The sequence below is a fragment of the Couchioplanes azureus genome (genome assembly GCF_014648355.1).
Classification (GTDB): domain Bacteria; phylum Actinomycetota; class Actinomycetes; order Mycobacteriales; family Micromonosporaceae; genus Actinoplanes; species Actinoplanes azureus.
On the sequence record NZ_BMQY01000001.1, the window covers coordinates 1337289 to 1354932 of the forward strand.

The window sequence follows — 17644 nt, forward strand, 5'->3', positions numbered from 1 at the left end:
GGGCCGGGCAGGCCGGACCAGGCAGGCCGGACCAGGCAGGCGGGACCAGGCAGGCGGGACCAGGCAGGCCGGACCAAGGGGGCCGGGTCAGGGAGACCGGCGAGGAAGATTTGAGCCGTTCCGATGGGCAGAGTCGTTACTCAGCGCAACCGCCGTACCCCTAAGAAGTGAATCTCGGGCCCATCCGCCGAGCCACAGCAACCACCTCCCCAGGATTCAATCGCGGATCGGTTATGTCACTTCGCGCGTGGCGGCTTCTGGCGCGCGGCGCGCCCGTGACAGGATGCAGCGTGCCCTCGGACAGCGCAGGGTCCTCGGTTGCCGCGGACACGTACGTCGCGGATCTGCACATCCACTCCCGGTATTCGCGTGCCTGCAGCCGTGACCTCACCCTTCCCAACCTGGCCTGGTGGGCCCGGCGCAAGGGCATCGCCCTGCTGGGCACCGGTGACTTCACCCATCCCGCCTGGTTCGACCACCTGCGGGAGAACCTGCGCCCCGACGCCGCGCCCGGCCTCTTCCGGTTGAGCGCCGAGGCCGAGCAGGAGGTCACCCGCCGCCTCCCGGGCTCGCTGCAGGGCACCGGCCCCGCCCGGTTCATGCTCAGCGTCGAGATCTCCACGATCTACAAGCGCGACGACCGTACGCGGAAGGTGCACCACCTCGTCTACCTGCCCGACCTCGACGCCGCCGCGCGCTTCAACGCCGCGCTGGGCCGGATCGGGAACCTGACCGCCGACGGCCGGCCCATTCTCGGGCTCGACTCGCGGGATCTGCTGGAGATCGTGCTCGAGTCCAGCCCGGACGGCTACCTGGTGCCCGCGCACATCTGGACGCCCTGGTTCTCGGCGCTCGGCTCGAAGTCCGGCTTCGACGCGATCGCCGACTGCTACGCCGACCTCGCCGGGCACATCACCGCCGTCGAGACCGGCCTGTCCTCCGACCCGGAGATGAACTGGCGGGTCTCCAGCCTCGACCGCTACCGCCTGGTCTCCAACTCGGATGCGCATTCGCCCGCCGCGCTCGCCCGGGAGGCCACGCTCTTCACCGGCACGCCGGACTACTTCGCGGTCAAGGACGGCGAGAGCCTGGCCGGCACGATCGAGTTCTTCCCGGAGGAGGGCAAGTACCACGCCGACGGGCACCGGGCGTGCGGCGTGAACTGGGAGCCGGCCCGTACCCGGGAGGCCGGTGGCCGGTGCCCCGAGTGCGGCAAGCCGCTGACCGTCGGCGTGCTGAGCCGGGTCGAGGACCTCGCCGACCGCGACACCGGGCTCGCCCGGCCGCAGACCGTCGAGCATCTGATCCAGCTCGCCGAGATCCTCGGCGAGATCAACGGTGTCGGCCCGAAGTCCAAGACCGTCGAGGGCCAGCTGAACCACCTGGTTGCGGCCCTCGGTCCCGAGCTGGACATCCTGCGTACGGTGCCGGTCGACGAGATCGGCCGGCACGGCGGCGAGAACCTGCGGGAGGCGATCACCCGGCTGCGGCGCGGCGACGTGCGGCGCATCGCCGGCTACGACGGCGAGTACGGCGTCATCACCCTCTTCGAGCCGGGTGAGCTGCGGACCAAGCAGAGCGCCCCGCAGGCCGAGACCCTTTTCGACATGGCTCCTGTGCCGGTGCCGCAGCAGCGCCGGGCCGAACCGGCCATCGGGCGCGCGCCCTTACCGAAGGCCAAGGAGCCCGTCCGGAAGAAGGCGCCGCCGATCCAGCCGCCGGCCTCGCCGCACGAGCCGTTCGAGCCGATGCTCGCCGGCATGGAGGAGGTCGGCACCGGGCTGCTCGACCGGCTGGACGCGATGCAGCGGGTGGCCGCGTCGGCGCCCGGGGGACCGCTGCTCATCGTGGCGGGGCCGGGCACCGGCAAGACGCGGACGCTGACCCACCGGATCGCGTACCTGTGCGCCGAGATGAACGTCTTTCCGCACCGCTGCCTGGCGATCACCTTCACCCGGCGGGCCGCCGAGGAGATGCGGGCCCGGCTCGACGCGCTGATGGGCGACGTCGCCGAGGACATCACCGTCGGCACCTTCCACTCGGTCGGCCTGAGCATCCTGCAGGAGAACGCGAAGGCGGCCGGGCTCGGCGCCGGGTGGCGGATCGCCGACGACGCCGAGCGGGCCGCGGCGCGGGAGCAGGCCGGGGACGACGATGCGGCGTACACCAAGCTGCTCCGCCAGCAGGACCTGGTGGACCTCGACGACCTGCTCACGGTGCCGGTGGCGCTGCTGCGCGACGATCCCGCGCTGGTCGAGAAGTACCGGCGGCAGTGGCAGTGGATCTTCGTGGACGAGTACCAGGACGTCGACGACACCCAGTACGAGCTGCTGCGGCTGCTGAGCCCCGCGGACGGCAACCTGTGCGCGATCGGCGACCCCGACCAGGCGATCTACTCCTTCCGGGGCGCGGACGTCGGCTACTTCCTGCGCTTCGCCGAGGACTTCACCGACGCCCGGCTCGTGCGGCTCACCCGCAACTACCGCTCGTCCGCGCCGATCCTGGCCGCGGCGGTGCAGGCCATCGCGCCGACCTCGCTGGTCAGCGGCCGGCGGCTGGATCCGGCCCGGGTCAACCCGGAGTCACCCTTGGTCGGGCGGTACTTCGCGGCCAGCGTGGCGGACGAGGCCGACTTCGTCGTGCGTACGGTGGACGAACTGGTCGGGGGGTTGTCGCACCGCTCGCTCGACTCGGGCCGGGTCGACTCGCGCGCGGTCACCCCGCAGACGCTGTCGTTCTCGGACGTCGCGGTCCTCTACCGCACCGACTTGCAGGCGCAGGCCGTGGTCGACGCACTGTCGCGCGCGGGCGTACCCGTGCAGAAGCGCTCGCACAACCGCCTGCGGGACCGGCCCGGGGTGCAGGTGATCGCCCGGGAGCTGCGCCACGCGGGCGGCCCGGCCGGCTCGCTCGCGGCGCGCGTCAAGTCCAGCGCGCAGGTGCTGGCCCAGCGGTATGCCGCGCCGACGCTCGACGCGGAGCAGCTCGCCCCGGAGGACATCTGGACCGCGGCCGACCTGCTCATGCCGCTGGCGCAGCGGCTCGGCGACGACCTGCCGCGCTTCCTGCAGGAGATCGCCACCGGCGCGGAGGTGGATGCCCTGGATCCGCGGGCGGAGGCGGTCAACCTGCTGACCCTGCACGCGGCGAAGGGCCTCGAGTTCCCGGTGGTGTTCCTCATCGGCTGCGAGGACGGGCTGCTGCCCTTGCGGTGGCCGGGCAGCCCGCCGTCGGAGGACGACACGGCCGAGGAGCGCCGGCTCTTCTTCGTGGGCCTGACCCGGGCGCAGGACCGGCTCTACGTCAGCCACGCGGCCCGGCGCTTCCGGCACGGGAGCGAGCGCGAGCAGTCGCCGACGCCGTTCCTGGACCCGATCGACGCGGGCCTGTTCGAGCGGATGGGCGACACCGTCCCGGCGCGGCCGAAGGACCGGCAGCTGCGGCTGCTCTAGGCCGTCGTCACGCCGATCAGGGCTCCGGCCAGCAGGGCCGGGCCGAACGGCAGCGCGGTGCCGCGGGTCGCGCGCCGCATGAGCAACAGGGCGAGCGCCACCGGGCCGTTGATGAGATGCGCCGCGGCCAGGCCGGCCGCCACCGCCGGCCAGCCGGCGAAGCCGAGGACGAAGCCCAGGACGGTCGCGAGCTTGACGTCGCCCAGGCCCAGGCCGTCGCCCGGCAGCAGAGCGACGATCAGGTACGCCGCCCCGCACAGCACCGCCGCCGCGACGGCCCGGCCGAGCCGCCCCGGTTCCCCGGCGATCAGCGCCCCGGCGCCGAGCGGGAGCGCCGTGCCGGCGGCCAGCGCGGCCACGAGCGGGTCGGGCAACCGCCGGCAGCGGAGGTCGATCATCGCGAGCAGGAGGCCGAGGACCGCGGCCGGCAGCAGGACCGGCAGCATCGGCGCCGGCCCGATCGTGACGCCCAGCAGGGTGGTGCCCAGCGCACCGGCGAGCACCGTCCGGACCGGCCGGGCGGCGCAGGCGCAGGGCGCTCCGGCGCGTACCCAGTCGCGGTAGGGCTGGGCGCAGTGAGCGCAGGCGGACCGCGGTGGTGTGCCGCGCGGGACCGCCAGGCGGTCCGCGACGCGGGGAAGGAAGGCGGCCGCGGCCGCGCCGAAGACGGCCGAGCAGACGGCCACCGCACCGGACATGAGGCGCACGGTATCCGTGGCGGGAACGCCCCGGCGCGTCTTGTTGCCGACAGTCGCGGGCCGCGACCTCCTGCCCGGGCGGTTGAGCAACGGTCGGCGCGCTCGGTGGGGCCGGGTACGCCGGTCGTCCACGCTACGGTGGCGTACAGCGAATACCGGCTGGAGGAAATCCCGATGTCGCAGAACGGCCCGTATCCCGGCCCGAGCTGGCCGCCGACCGGCGGCTCGTCGGGGTCCGACGAGCCGTACACGGAGCCGTCCGATCCCTGGGGCGAGGCGGAGACCGCCGCGGCACCCGGCTGGGGGGAGCAGTCGACGTCGGCGCCGTCCTACCCGCCGCCGGCGTACCCGGGCGCGCCGCCGCCGGGCTGGCAGCAGCCTCCGCAGATGCCGCTGCCCGGGAAGCGGCGCAACGCGCCGATCGTGGCTCTGGTCCTGGTGCTGGGCCTGCTCATCTGCGGCGGGCTCGGCACGACCGCGTGGCTCGTGTCCCGGTCCAAGAAGCCCGTGGCGGGCCAGAGTCCGACCGTGCCGGCCACCACGGCGACGAACCAGGTCGCGGCCCCGGAGCCGAGGACCAGTGCGGACGCCCGCTTCGTCCGCAAGGGCCAGTGCGTGCGCAACCAGGGCAACGCCGACGACAAACCGGACCTGAAGATCGTCGACTGCACGAGCGGCACGTACGAGGTGCTCAAGCGGGTCGACGGCCGCACGACCGGGGAGGCCGACGCCGAGGACAAGTGCGGAAAGGTCGCCAAGTACACCAAGTGGTACTTCTACGACAGCGAGCTGGACAGCCTCGACTTCGTCCTCTGTCTTCGCGAGTATGGCGCCGACTAGTGCTCTCTAGGTAATTCGCTAGAGACCTTGATACGGTGCCATTCGTGGATCCGGTCCGGAACCCGTACGCACCCGGCGCCGGCCAGCGCCCGCCCGAGCTGGCCGGACGCGGCCGCGAGCTGGACGCCTTCGACGTCGTCCTGGAACGGGTGGCGCGCGGGCGGCCCGAGCGCAGCCTCGTTCTCACCGGCCTGCGCGGCGTCGGCAAGACGGTGCTGCTCAACACGCTGCGGTCGGCGGCGATCGGCCGGCTCTGGGGCACCGGGAAGATCGAGGCCCGGCCCGACCAGTCGCTGCGCCGCCCGGTCTCGGCCGCCCTGCACATGGCGATCCGGGAGCTGACCCCGCACCACCGCAACCCCGACCGGGTCGACGAGGTGCTCGCCGTGCTCAAGGCGTTCGCCCTGCGTGCCAACGACGCCAACGCGAAGCTGCGCGACCGGTGGACGCCCGGCATCGACGTGCCGGCCGCCCGGGGTCGCGCCGACTCCGGCGACATCGAGATCGACCTGGTCGAGCTCTTCACCGACGCCGCGTCGCTGGCCACCGACGTGGGAACGGGCATCGCCCTGTTCATCGACGAGATGCAGGACCTGGGCCCGGCGGACGTGTCCGCGCTCTGCGCCGCCTGCCACGAGCTGTCGCAGCTCGGCGCGCCGCTGATCGTGGTCGGCGCCGGTCTGCCGCACCTTCCCGCCGTGCTGTCCGCCGCGAAGTCCTACTCCGAGCGGCTGTTCCGCTACCAGCGCATCGACCGGCTCGACCGCGTCGCCGCCGACCTGGCGCTGTGCGCACCGGCGGCCCGCGAGGACGTCGAGTACGACGCCGAGGCGCTGGACCTGCTCTACGAGAAGTCCGGCGGATATCCGTACTTCGTCCAGGCGTACGGCAAGGCGACCTGGGACCACGCGCCGACCTCGCCGGTGACCGCGGAGGACGTCCGGGTCGCCGCCCCGGAGGCGGAGGCGGAGCTCGCGGTGGGCTTCTTCGGCTCCCGCTTCGAGCGCGCTACCCCGGCCGAGCGGGAGTACATGCGGGCGATGGCGGCGCTCTCCGGCGAGACCGGCCACGACATGGACGCGGCGGTGCCCACGTCGGAGATCGCGGCGTCGCTGTCCCGGCGGCCGGCGAGCCTGTCGCCCGCCCGCGACGCCCTGATCAAGAAGGGGCTCATCTACTCGGGGGAGCGCGGCACGGTCGCGTTCACGGTGCCGCACTTCGGCCGCTACCTGCGCACTCAGCCCTAGAGCTGGTGCCAGGGGCCGGGGTAGCGGGCCTCCGCGGGGGTCAGGACCAGGACCTGCCAGGCGTCACCCAGGTCGGACCACGGGCTGGTGATCCGGTACGGCGCCGCCGGCACGAACCCGAAACGCCGGTAGTAGGCGGGGTCGCCGAGAACGAGCACGAGCCGCTCGCCGGCGGCGGTCGCGAGCCGGAGCACCTCGGAGATCACGGCCGCCCCGAGGCCACGCCGCTGTTCGGCGGGCAGCACGGCGACCGGCCCGAGGGCGAGCGCCGGATCCGGCCCCACGGTGACCCGGCTGAGCAGGGCGTACGCGAGGATCCGACCGTTCTCCTCGGCCACCATCGACAGGCCGGGCAGCCACGCGTCCGTGTCCCGCAGCGCGTCCACCAGCCGGGCCTCCGCATCGGTCTCGAAGGCGGCGGTCAGCACCGCCCAGACCGGACCGGCGTCGCCCGGGCGCTCGACTCGAAACTTCATGACCGCACCCTAGTCAGCCACGAGTTGGGCATCGGGCAACGCGGGTATAACGGTGCTATGAAGCCCGTACGCGCCGCCGCCCGTGCCATGCTCGGTGCCATCTTCGTCGTCAGCGGAGCCCGCATCGTGCTCAATCCCGACTCCAAGGTCGACACCGCCAAGCGGGTGACCGACAAGGTCGGACCGATGATCGAGAAGCTGGACCCGCGCCTGCCGAGCGACGCGCGCGCCCTCGTCCGGCTCAAGGCCGGCAGCGACGTCGCCGCCGGGCTGCTGCTGGCCACCGGACGGTTCACCCGCCCGGCCGCCGCGGTGCTCGCCGCCGGTCTCGTCCCGACCACCGTCGCGGGGCACTCGTTCTGGACCATGCCGCAGCCCGAGCGGGAGCAGCACCAGATCCACTTCCTCAAGAACCTGGGGCTGCTCGGCGGCCTGCTGCTCGCGGCGGTCGACACCCACGGCAAGCCCGGCCTCAAGTACCGGACCACGCACGCGCTCGGCCGCTCGCAGCGCTCGGTGAGCCACGCGGTCGAACGCTCGCAGCGGTCCGCGCGGCGGGCGGTGCGGACGGCGAGGCGCGAGGCGAAGATCGCCGCGCTCTCCGCCACGGCGGCCCGCAAGCTGCCCGGATAGCCGCCCGCGGGTCCGGCCCGCGATGCATCCAACATCAACTCAATCACCAAACGGGCCGTCCCGGCGTTAAGCACGCAGAGCATCGAGCGGACGAGCCACGGGGGGTGGGGCATGCCCGCGATGACACCGGCGCGCCCCGCGACCTCCCGGTCCGTCGTGGTCGCCCTCGCCTGCGTCGGCCTGCTGGCCGCGATGACCACGATCGCCCAACGGTACGGGTTCCGCGGGCTCGCCCTCGACCGGGACGCCGCGACGAACTGGCTGGCCGGCGACGGGCTGTACGCGTACCGCGCCGCCGGCAGCCATCTCGGCACCGCCCTGCCGCCGTTCGCGGCACTGCTCGTCGCGCCCGCCGCGGCCCTGCCGCTCGCCGTCGCGGGCTGGTCGCTCGCCCTCGCCGGGGTCGCCGCGCTGTCCCTGGCCCTCATCGTGCTGGCCGGCCCGATCGCCCGCCGCTACGGCCGCCGGCCCTGGCCGGTGGTGCTCGCCGCCGGCGCTCTGGCGCTGACCGCCGAGCCGGTCCGCGCCGCGCTCGGGCTCGGCACGCTGGACCTGCTGGCCTTCGGCCTCGTCACCGCCGACATCGTGGCGCTGCGGCGCGGCGCGTGGGCGCGCAGCCGGGCACGCTGGTGGCCGCGGCGCCCGGGAGCGGCGCCGCCGCCGTGGCACCGCCGCCTGTGGACGGAGGGCGGCTGGGCCGGGGCCGGGGTGGGACTGGCGACGGCGTTGACGGTGAGTCCGGTCTTCTTCATCGCGTACCTCGCCGCCACCAGGCAGTGGCGGGCGGCGCTGACCGCCGTCGCCACGGCCGTCACGACCGCGGTGACCGCCGGGCTGATCGCCCGGCACGAGACGGCGGCCTGGTTCGGCGAGGTGCTGTGGCGCATCGACCGGACCGGGCCGGTCGACGCACCGGCCAACCAGTCCCTGGCCGGGGTCCTCGCCCGGCTGTACGACTCGGCCACCACCCCGGTCCTGCTCTGGCTCTCGTTCTCCCTGCTGCTGGTCGCGGTCGGGCTGATCCGCGCCCGGTCGGCGCACGCCGACGGCGACGAGATCACGGCCTTCACCCTGGTCGGGCTGACCGCGGCGATCGCCGGCCCGGTCACCGACACGCACGAGCTGGTGTGGCTGCTGCCGGCCGTGCTGGTCCTCGTCGACGCGGCCGCGCGGCGGCGGGCCTCGGCGCGGCGCTCCCTGCCCGGACGGCCCCGGCATCCCGGCGCCGGCCCGGCCGTGGCCGCCGCCGCGGTCTACCTGCTGGTGGTGCTCGCGCCGATGGGCAGCTTCGCCGACCCGGTCTCGCGCAACTCGTACGCGCTGGCGCTGATCCTGCTGGTCAACGCCCTGCCCTGGCGGCCCGGGGCGGCGAGTGCCGTGCCGGTCGACCGCTGGGCGACCCGCCGCGCGAGCCGCCGGGCGATGACCATCCCCCCGCCCCGGGAACCGCTCGTCAGGGGCAGTTGACCCACTCCTCGGTGCCGTCGGTGAAGACCTGGCGTTTCCAGATCGGCAGCCGGGCCTTCGCCTCGTCGACCAGCCGGGCGCACGCCGCGAACGCCGCCGCCCGATGGGCCGTGCTCACCGCGGCCACCAGCGCCACGTCGCCGATCCGCAGGGTGCCGACCCGGTGGGAGACGGCGACCGCGTAGACCTCCGGGTCGGCGGCGATCTCGGCAGCCACCTCGCGAAGCACCGCCGCGGCGCTCGGATGTCCCTCGTACTCGAGCAGTGTCACGCCCCGGCCATGGTCGTGGTCGCGCACCACGCCCTGGAAGGAGACGACCGCACCCGCCCGCGGGTCGGCGACGGCCTCCTCGTGCGCGGCCAGGTCCAGGGCGGTGTCCCCGACCTCGGCGATCCGTACGGTGTCCACACTGGTCATCGGCGTTCTCCGGGCGGCAGGGTCACGGTCGTTCTCCGGGCGAGAGCGGGAGCGGGAGGAACGGGACGAGGTCGCCGGCCGCGGCCCGCCGGCCGGGACGGACGACGACGAAGCCGTGCGCCCGGGCCAGGCCCCGCAGCATGGCCGAGCCGGCGTGACCGACCGCCGTGGCCCGTCGGCCGTCGGCGTCGAGGGACGCGAGCGCCAGGTGGGTGAAGCCACCGCGGCCCGGCACCTCGGCGGTGAGCTCGACCCGGGTGAGCGGCGGCAGCTCGCGTCCCTGCAGCCCGGCGAGGAGCGGGGCGACCAGGGACACCAGCGCGATGACCGCGGACTGCGGGTTGCCCGGCAGCCCGGCGAGGAACCGCGGGTGCCCGTCGGGGCCGGTCAGCCGGGCGAGCAGCATCGGGAAGCCCGGCCGCACCGCGACCGTGTTCACCACGTACTCGGCGCCGAGGCTCGCCAGGGCGGGATGCAGGTGGTCGACGGGGCCGTGCATGGTGCCGCCGGTGGTGCAGACGACGTCGGCGACGGCCAGCCCGTGCCGGATCGCCTCGACGTGCGCGTCGAGGGTGTCGCGCACCGGGCCGCGGACGGCGCCGGGGTCCACTGTGGCCCCGGCACGGCGCAGCCAGGCCGGAACCAGCGGGCTCAGCGAGTCACGTACCCGGCCGCCGCCCGGTGGCCCGCTGGTCAGCAGCTCGTCGCCGAAGACGAGCAGGGCGGCGCGCGGCGTCCGGCGTACGGGAATCGTGTCGTGACCGCAGGTGGCCGCCATGCCGAGCACCGCGGGGTCGACGGGCGTGCCGGCCGGCAGCAGCTCCTCGCCGCGGCGCGCCTCCTCGCCGGGAAGCCGCCACTCCGGCTGCGGGCGCGGCGTCCCGGCGATCTGGCCGGCAGCGTCGCGAGTGGACTCCTCCACCCGGACCAGCGCCTCGGCGCCTTCGGGCACCATGGCACCGGTGGCGATCTCGACGCAGGTGCCGTCCTCGGCGAGCGGCGGGGGCGTACCACCGGCCAGGACCCGGCCGACCGGGCGCCACGGCGCGCCGCCGCGCACCGCCCAGCCGTCGATGCTCGACGTCGGGAACGCGGGCAGGTCGGTGAGGGCGACCAGGGGCTCCGCCAGCGTACGGCCGTCCGCCGCGCTCAGCGGCACGGTCTCCGCCGGTCCGGCCGCCGCCCGGCCCGCCTCGTAGACCAGGGTTCGGGCCTTGTCCCAGTCGATCGGCATGCTCTGCGCGCTCACCCGTGCAGCCTATGGTCGCCGCCGCGGATCTGCTCCACCGCGTGGGCCAGGATCGGCCCCAGCACGGCCAGCCCGTCCCGGGCGCCGCCGGACGACCCCGGGAGATTGACGATCAACGTACGGCCGGCGACCCCGGCGAGCCCCCGGGACAGCGCGGCGGCCGGCACCTTGTCCCGGCTGTACGCGCGGATCGCCTCGGCGATGCCGGGAACCTCGAAGTCGAGCAGTCCCCGGGTCGCCTCGGGGGTCCGGTCGGTGGGGGTGACGCCGGTCCCGCCGCTGGTCAGCACGACGTCGACCCCGTCGGCGAGCGCCGCGCGCAGCGCCTCGGCGACCGGCGGCCCGTCGCTCACCACGACCGGCGCCGGGTCCACCCGGCAGCCGAGCTCGGCGAGACCGGCGACGAGCAGGGGACCGCTGGTGTCCTCGTACACCCCGGCGGCGGCGCGGTTGGAGGCGACGATCACCCGGGCGCGGATCACGGACGGTCCTCCGGGCGTACCCATTCTCCGGTCTTGCCGCCCTCCTTGCGCAGGACCCGGACGGCCTCGATGCTCGCCGCCGGGTCGACGGCCTTCACCATGTCGATGAGGGCGAGCCCGGCGGTGGCCACGGCGGTGAGCGCCTCCATCTCGACGCCCGTGCGGTCGGCGGTCTTCGTGGTGGCGACGATGTCCACCCCGGTGTCGGTGATGGTCAGGTCCACCGTGACGCCGTGCAGCCCGATCGGGTGACACAGCGGCACCAGATCGGGTGTCCGCTTAGCGCCCAGGATGCCGGCGAGGCGGGCGACGGCGAGGGCGTCGCCCTTGGGCAGGCCGTCGCCGCGCAGCAGGGCGACGACCTCCGCGGTGGTGACCAGCCGGCCGGCGGCGACGGCCCGGCGGACGGTCACGGTTTTCGCCGATACGTCGACCATCCGGGCCGCGCCGTCGGCGTCGACATGAGTCATTTTCGCTGCGTTCGTCACGAGGGCCAGAGTATCCACCGGCTGGATGGTCTTCACATTCGCCGCGCCCGGCATTGGCAGGCCGTCAGCGGGCCTCTACTTTCCGTAGCCATTTGGATTCGCAATCCGCTCTACGCGGTGAATTGGTCCGTAGCACGCTTTCGGTTTTCGGCCCCTTCATCCGAAGGGTCGTAACATTCGTAACCGCTCGCGAACTCGGCAGCAGGACATTCCCGGTGTTTGATGGTCGCTGAAACAGGGGACGCGGCGAATGCGGAGCGTCAGCATTCCGTCACAGATTCAGTATAAAGTCCCCGAACCTCGCATTTCATGAAACGACCGACAAATCATTCTTCCCTTGGCGCCGTTCCGTTCCTAATCTCATGCTTACGAAACGGAACGGAGTGCGAGCGGGATTCACCCGGAGTCGACCGCAGAAGGGCGGTCCTCCATTTACGAAAGCGGAGGTTCACGATGCGTGAGTTCGACTGGGGCTGAGCCGGACCCGCCACGATCGCTACCGATCGGCAATCAGGCATTGACAGGCTGTGCGGGCCACGGGGGACCATGGAGGCATGGGGTGTCCGCAGTGAACGACGCGAAGACCGACAAGCAGCTCCGGCTGTATGTCGGTCTAGTCGCGTTTGCGGGTGCCGGCTGCCTCCTCGTGGCGGCCAGGTCCGCGCCGGCGGTTCCGTCGCAGAAACTGCTCTTCCTCGTCGCCTTGACGGTCATCATCGCCGCCGCCAGCGGGCCGGTCATCAAACTGCGGGTCCGGGCGGACAGCCGGGTGTTTCCGGCGACCTCGGGCTCGATACTGCTCGCCATCGCGACCGTGCCCGCGCCCTGGGCGATCATTTGCACCGCGCTCGGCGCCCTCGCTTCCAAAGTCTTTCTCCGGCAGCCGATAAAGGTCACGTACAACGTCGCCAAGGACGTCGTCGCCGCCACGGCCGCCGCCTCGGTCGCTTTCGTGATCGGTATCCGGCCCACCGCCGATCTCGAGATCAGCGTTCCCTCCCTGCCCATGTTGACCCTCGGCCTCGTCGGCGCGGCAGCGGCGTACGCGCTCGTGGACGACCTCCTCGGCAGCAGGGTGATGCAGCTGGCCACGCGCACCCCGTGGCGGCAGGCGCTGCGCCACAACCGGGACGTGGTGATGCGGATCCGGGGCGTCAACGTCCTGCTGGCGCTGGGCACCGTACTCGTGGTGGAGCAGGAGGAGCTGCTGATCCTGACCATGGTGCCGACCGTGCTGGCACTACAGCTCGCCGCCAAGAACAGGATCCGTCAGCGGGCGGACCAGGAGGCCTGGCGGCGCCTCGCCGGCACCACCGACCGGCTCAACGTCACCGATCTGACCGCCGTGCTGCATGCCGCGGTCACCCTCGCACCGGAGCTGTTCTCCGCCGACGAGGCCGAGATCGAGCTGCGTAGCGAGGAGCCGCCCCGGCTGGTTCGCGGGTCCGCCGGACGCCTGCGCTACGAGGGAACGGTGGCCGACGCGCCCGCCCGCGACGGGTCGATGATCGAGGCCGAGCTCGACGGGCCGGACGGTCCGGCGGGAATGTTCCGGCTCCGGTTCCGCAAGCCCGTCAAGCTGAACGAGTCGGAACGCTACAAGCTGCAGACCTTCGCATCGTCGCTGTCCACCGCCCTCGGCAACGCGCGCGCCTACGCCGAGCTCAAGCGGATCAACGCGGAGAACGCGTACGCCGCCACCCACGACCCGCTGACCGGCCTGGCCAACCGCCGGGAGCTGCTGGAACAGGCGAACCACCACTTCACCCGGCGGGCACCCGAGGGCATGTTCGCGATGCTGCTCATCGACCTCAACCACTTCAAGGAGGTCAACGACACCCTCGGGCACACCGCCGGTGACGAGGTGCTGCGCGAGGTGGCCCGCCGGCTCGAGGACGCCAGCCGCCCCGGCGACCTGGTCGCCCGGCTCGGCGGCGACGAGTTCGCGGTGCTGCTGACCGGGCTGCCCGCTCCGGCCGTCGCCACCCACCGCGCCGCCGATCTGCTCGCGATCCTGGAGCAGCCCATCGAGGTGGACGGCATGCAGCTCACGGTCGAGGCGGCCGGCGGCATCGCCCTCGCGCCGGGCAGCGGGGGCGTGAGCGAGCTGATGCGCCGCGCCGACGTCGCCATGTACCAGGCGAAACGCGGCGGGCAACGCACCGCGACGTACGCACACGCCCGCGACACCGCCGACGTCGGCCGGCTCGTGCTGGGCGGCGAGCTGACCCGGGCGGTCGCCCACCGGGAGTTCGTCGTCGACTACCAGCCGATCGTCGACCTGGGCAGCGGCGAGGTCGTCTCGGCGGAGGCGCTGGCCCGCTGGCACCACCCCGAGCACGGCGACCTCACGCCGATGCAGTTCCTGGACACCGTCGAGCGGTCCGGGCAGCTGCCCGCGTTCGTCGACGCCGTGCTGGAACACGCGCTGACCGCGGCCGGCGGCTGGCGCGAGGCCGGCTTCGACCTGCCCGTGGCCGTCAACGTCTCGCCGCGCAGCCTGCTCGACCCCACCTTCCCGGCCGCGGTGCTGGCCCGGCTGGCGGCCCACGCCGTACCGGCCGACCGGCTCGTCCTGGAGCTCGCCGAGACGCTGACCCTCAGCCAGCTGGAGGTCGTCGAGCGGGCGCTCACCGAGTTGCGCGACGCCGGCGTCCGGCTGGCCCTCGACGACTTCGGCACCGGCGTCTCGTCGCTGTCGGTCCTCTCCCGGATCCCGGTGCACCAGCTGAAGGTCGACCGGGAGTTCGTGGTCGCCGTCGAGACCTCGCCCGAGGCGGCCGCGGTCGTCCGCTCCACCGTCGACCTCGCCCGCAGCCTGCACCTCACGGTGGTCGCCGAGGGCGTGGAGAGCGAGCCGCAGCGGCACGCCCTGTGGGAGCTCGGCTGCGTGGCGGGCCAGGGCCACCTCTTCGCCCGCCCGATGCGGGCCGGCCGGTTGCTGGCCACGCTGCAACGCGGCTCGGACGGCAAGCCCGGGTTCCTCGCCCGGCCGCTGCACAAGTCGGGTTCGGTCGTCCGGATGCCGCGCCGCCGGAATCCGAGATCGCCTCTGCCACACTTGCCTGCGTGAGTGTGCTCGCCCGGGTGAACCGGGCCGCCGACGGCCTCGCGGGCGACGTCCTGCTCTACGGGCTGTCCGCCGTGTTCGCCCTGATCACGGCGCTCACCTCGACGCTGCTGCCGCACCGCGCCTGGGGTGCCGTCGCGGCGTGGGGCTATCTCGCCGCGTGCGGCATCGCCGCCGTCCAGCTGGTACGGCGCCGGCCCGCCCTGCGGATGGCGCTGACCTGGGTCACCTGGGGCGCGACGGCCCTGCTGCCGCTGCTCGTGCAGGCGGTGCAGCGCGCGGGCGGGCGCACCGACCGGGCCCAGGAGGAAGTGCTCGTGGCCGAGCACATGGGGGAGCGGCTCGCGCACACCGGCACCCCGTACCTCGGGCCGGAGGCGATCGGCGCGCTGCCGCCCGGGGAACAGTTGCTGGGCTATGCCCCGTACCAGCCAGGAATGGCCGTCTTCGGCCTGCCTCGCGCCGCCTTCGGCGACGCCTGGATCACGGACGCGCGGATCTGGTTCGCGCTGGTCACGGCGGCGGCCCTGGTGGCGGCGGTACGCCTGGTGGGCCCCGGCCCGGTCCGGGCGGTGCAGTTCGCCACCGTCCTGCCGATCTGCGCCCTGACCCTCGCCACCGGCGGAGACGACCTGCCCGTGCTCGCCCTCTGCCTGCTCGCGCTGGCCTGCTGCGCGGCGGGCCGCTTCGGCGCCGCCGGTCTCGCGGTCGGCGCGGCGGCCGCGCTCAAGCTCTTCGCCCTTCCGGTCGTGGCGGTGCTTCTCGTGCTCGCCCTCACCACGGGCCACCTGCGCCGGTTCCTGCCGGGTGCGCTCGGGCTGCCGGTGCTCGCGCTGGTGCCCGCCTTCCTGGTCGACGGCGACGCCTTCGTCGAGAACGTCATCCGCTTCCCGCTCGGGCACGGCCTCGTGACGAGCCCGGCGCAGTCGCCGTTCCCCGGATACCTGATCGCCCAGGCGCTGCCCGGCGGACGCTACATCGCCGCCGCGCTGCTGGTGACGGCCGCGGTGACGATCGGGGTGCTGCTCGGACGCCGCCGACCGGCCACGGCGGCGTCCGCGGCGCTCTTCTGCGGATGGGGCCTGCTGACGGCGATCCTGCTCATGCCGACCACCCGCTTCGGCTACCTGCTCTACCCCCTGGCGCTGCTCGCCTGGTCCTCCGCGCTGGTCTTCAGCAGACCCACAGGAACAACGGCACCACGGAGTGACCCGGCCTTGTACCGTTTGTGAGATGCAGATGACCTGTCCCAAGTGTCACGGCGATATGCGGGTGTACGAGCGCAGCGGCGTCACCATCGACCAGTGCACCGAGTGCCGCGGCATCTTCCTCGACCGTGGCGAGCTGGAGAAGCTCTTCGAGGCCGAGGCCAACTGGAACAACAGCCAGACGCCGGCGGGCCCCCCGCCGCGGCCGGCCCAGGCGCCCGGCGCACCCGCCCCGGGTGGGTACGCGCCCCCGCCGCCCCCGCCGGCCCCCGGCGGCGGCTACGCCTCGCCGCCTCCGCCGCCTCCCGGCTACGGTCACGGCCAGCCCGCCTACCCACCGGCCGCGGCGGCGTACGGTGCCCCGCAGTACGGACGCCCCGGCTACCACGGCCACTACCGGCAGGGGCACGGCTACCACGGCCACTACCGGCGCCGGAAGAGCTTCCTCAACGAGCTCTTCGACTGAGCCACGCCGCGCGCGACGGCGGCCGGCATGCCAGGCCGGCCATGAGGCCGACCGCTGCCACCGCCGTCGCGACCGCGTACACCGGCGTCACCGGGGTGGTCGTCCACCGCCTGCCCGCTGATCACCACGTGCCGTCGTCGCGGACACGCTCGGCGGGACCGTCGCCGGTGAGCAGGCTGATCAGCCCCTCGTCCAGGTTCTCGCCGAGATACCACTCGCCGCCCTGATCCAGCGCGAACAGCCGGCCGCGCTCGTCGATCGCCACGATCGCGTCGCCCCTCGCCTCCACGCCGAGCGGAAACAGCGGTGCGCCGATCACCTCGGCGAGCTCCCCGAGCGCGTCCGCCGTGTGCGCCGCCGCGGACGGTTCGAGGGCCAGCCAGCGGACCTGGCGGCGTACCCCCGGAGTCCGCAGGCTGCAGAAGATCCCGGGAAAGTCCATGATCGCGGCACGGGCGGCCGGCAACGGCCGGTGCCGATGACGGCGGCCGGTCACCGCGACGACCTCGGAGATGATGCCGTCGGCGAGCGCCTCCGCCACCGTCCGGTGCGTCGGCCGCCAGCCGGCGTCCGCCAGCGCACCGGCCATCCGGTCCGGGAAGCGGCCCGGCTGCGCCACATTCTCCGAGTACGGCCGCAGCGGCTCCACGAACGCCAGGTGCGGCCACGGCAGCACGGCCAGGTCGACCAGCGTGACCAGGCAGGACTCGCACGGACGGGCCGGCGTCCCGGCGAGCGGATCGCCCTGCTCCCGCACCAGGAAGGCCTGGAAGTCGGCCGTACGCAGCCACGTGCGAGCCTCGTCCAGCGTCAGGGGTGTGGTCCGGGCGCGGTCCGCCTCGTACAGCGCGTCCGAGACCACGATCAGCTCGGCGTGCCGCTCGGTGCCGCGCACCCGTGCGCCCGGCTCGATCGCGCGCAACCGGTCCGCGACCAGCGGATGGTGGTCGAGGCGTTGATCGCCCTTGGCGCCGCGGGCGACGAACACCCGGCCGTCCACAGTGAGACGAGCCGCCGTGGTGGGCGCCGGACGGCGACGCACACCGCGGCGCAGCTCGACCTCGGGATCGGCGGTCCGGCGCCGGGCGGCCACCTCGGGCCGCCGCTGCCGGTACAGGTCGGCGACGACGGCGGGGGAGACGCCCGGATACGTCGACAGGGCACCCGTCTCGCGGTCGATCACCGTACGGACGCCGTCACCGGGCACCGGCAGGACGAACGGCGGCTGCTTCGTCCACACCACGAAGCCCAACTCGAACTCGCTGACCATGGGCGTGCACTCGTACCCCCGGCTCTCGGACTCGCCCCGCGCCCACCCGGCGGCGATCTCCTCGGCCTCGGCCAGCGTGATCATCGCGCCTCCTCGTGTGCCAACCGAAATTACCGGACCACCGGGCGTCCCGTCTGCCGCTAGGGTCGAAGGTTGTCGATAGACGCGAGGAGGCGCGAC

Annotated in this window: 15 protein-coding genes; 8 read left to right on the plus strand and 7 right to left on the minus strand. The window is 73.7% G+C overall.

Features of this window, described 5'->3' with window-relative positions:
• Positions 1-233: 233 nt before the first annotated feature.
• Positions 234-3452 (plus strand): UvrD-helicase domain-containing protein, encoded by a 3219-nt coding sequence (locus IEY99_RS06185; protein WP_373293290.1) that lies wholly within the window; start codon positions 234-236, stop codon positions 3450-3452.
• Here the strand turns inward: IEY99_RS06185 and IEY99_RS06190 are convergent.
• Positions 3449-4150, minus strand: a complete 702-nt coding sequence (locus IEY99_RS06190; protein ID WP_229798163.1) for a prepilin peptidase — start codon at positions 4148-4150, stop codon at positions 3449-3451. The two genes, IEY99_RS06185 and IEY99_RS06190, sit on opposite strands and share 4 nt — an antisense overlap.
• A gap of 138 nt (positions 4151-4288) precedes the next feature.
• On the opposite strand from IEY99_RS06190, the gene IEY99_RS06195 reads away from it, so the two are divergent.
• Together IEY99_RS06195 and IEY99_RS06200 are read left to right on the plus strand one after the other, a co-directional pair.
• Entirely contained in the window at positions 4289-4990 is a 702-nt protein-coding gene (locus IEY99_RS06195) for an LppU/SCO3897 family protein (RefSeq protein WP_229798165.1), read from the plus strand.
• A gap of 44 nt (positions 4991-5034) precedes the next feature.
• Positions 5035-6237: an ATP-binding protein gene (locus IEY99_RS06200; RefSeq protein WP_189200083.1), complete on the plus strand. Its 1203-nt coding sequence runs from the start codon at positions 5035-5037 to the stop codon at positions 6235-6237.
• Here the strand turns inward: IEY99_RS06200 and IEY99_RS06205 are convergent.
• A complete protein-coding gene (locus IEY99_RS06205; RefSeq protein ID WP_189200085.1) occupies positions 6234-6713 on the minus strand; it encodes a GNAT family N-acetyltransferase in 480 nt (159 codons plus the stop codon). The genes IEY99_RS06200 and IEY99_RS06205 overlap by 4 nt on opposite strands.
• A gap of 57 nt (positions 6714-6770) precedes the next feature.
• Here IEY99_RS06205 and IEY99_RS06210 point away from each other — a divergent pair, with 57 nt between their 5' ends.
• Positions 6771-7346, plus strand: coding sequence for a DoxX family membrane protein (locus tag IEY99_RS06210; RefSeq protein ID WP_189200087.1), 576 nt, complete (start codon positions 6771-6773; stop codon positions 7344-7346).
• Between the two features lie 111 nt (positions 7347-7457).
• Positions 7458-8813, plus strand: a complete 1356-nt coding sequence (locus tag IEY99_RS06215) for a glycosyltransferase 87 family protein (RefSeq protein WP_189200089.1) — start codon at positions 7458-7460, stop codon at positions 8811-8813.
• On the opposite strand, the gene IEY99_RS06220 is transcribed toward IEY99_RS06215, so the two are convergent.
• The 4 genes from IEY99_RS06220 to moaC are packed head-to-tail and all read right to left on the minus strand — an operon-like array spanning position 8800 to position 11432.
• Positions 8800-9231, minus strand: a complete 432-nt coding sequence (locus IEY99_RS06220; RefSeq protein ID WP_189200091.1) for a molybdenum cofactor biosynthesis protein MoaE — start codon at positions 9229-9231, stop codon at positions 8800-8802. The two genes, IEY99_RS06215 and IEY99_RS06220, sit on opposite strands and share 14 nt — an antisense overlap.
• A 22-nt stretch (positions 9232-9253) precedes the next feature.
• Positions 9254-10465, minus strand: coding sequence for a molybdopterin molybdotransferase MoeA (locus IEY99_RS06225; protein WP_189200703.1), 1212 nt, complete (start codon positions 10463-10465; stop codon positions 9254-9256).
• A gap of 11 nt (positions 10466-10476) precedes the next feature.
• Positions 10477-10986, minus strand: coding sequence for a MogA/MoaB family molybdenum cofactor biosynthesis protein (locus IEY99_RS06230; protein ID WP_189200093.1), 510 nt, complete (start codon positions 10984-10986; stop codon positions 10477-10479).
• Positions 10959-11432, minus strand: coding sequence for a cyclic pyranopterin monophosphate synthase MoaC (gene moaC / locus IEY99_RS06235; protein ID WP_373293291.1), 474 nt, complete (start codon positions 11430-11432; stop codon positions 10959-10961). Before moaC ends, IEY99_RS06230 begins: the two co-directional genes overlap by 28 nt.
• Positions 11433-12018: 586 nt before the next feature.
• Between moaC and IEY99_RS06240 the strand changes: the two genes are divergently transcribed.
• From IEY99_RS06240 to IEY99_RS06250, 3 genes are read left to right on the plus strand one after another with little or no spacing between them, the layout of a single operon-like run.
• Positions 12019-14523, plus strand: coding sequence for an EAL domain-containing protein (locus IEY99_RS06240; protein ID WP_189200705.1), 2505 nt, complete (start codon positions 12019-12021; stop codon positions 14521-14523).
• On the plus strand, positions 14520-15752 hold the full coding sequence (locus IEY99_RS06245; protein ID WP_229798167.1) for a glycosyltransferase 87 family protein: 1233 nt from the start codon (positions 14520-14522) through the stop codon (positions 15750-15752). Before IEY99_RS06240 ends, IEY99_RS06245 begins: the two co-directional genes overlap by 4 nt.
• Before the next feature lies 1 nt (position 15753).
• Positions 15754-16194 carry a TFIIB-type zinc ribbon-containing protein gene (locus IEY99_RS06250; protein WP_189200097.1) on the plus strand — a complete coding sequence of 147 codons (441 nt, stop codon included), beginning with the start codon at positions 15754-15756 and terminating at the stop codon, positions 16192-16194.
• Between the two features lie 121 nt (positions 16195-16315).
• Here the strand turns inward: IEY99_RS06250 and IEY99_RS06255 are convergent, their stop codons facing one another.
• Positions 16316-17548, minus strand: a complete 1233-nt coding sequence (locus IEY99_RS06255; protein WP_189200098.1) for an SUKH-3 domain-containing protein — start codon at positions 17546-17548, stop codon at positions 16316-16318.
• Positions 17549-17644: the final 96 nt, after the last annotated feature.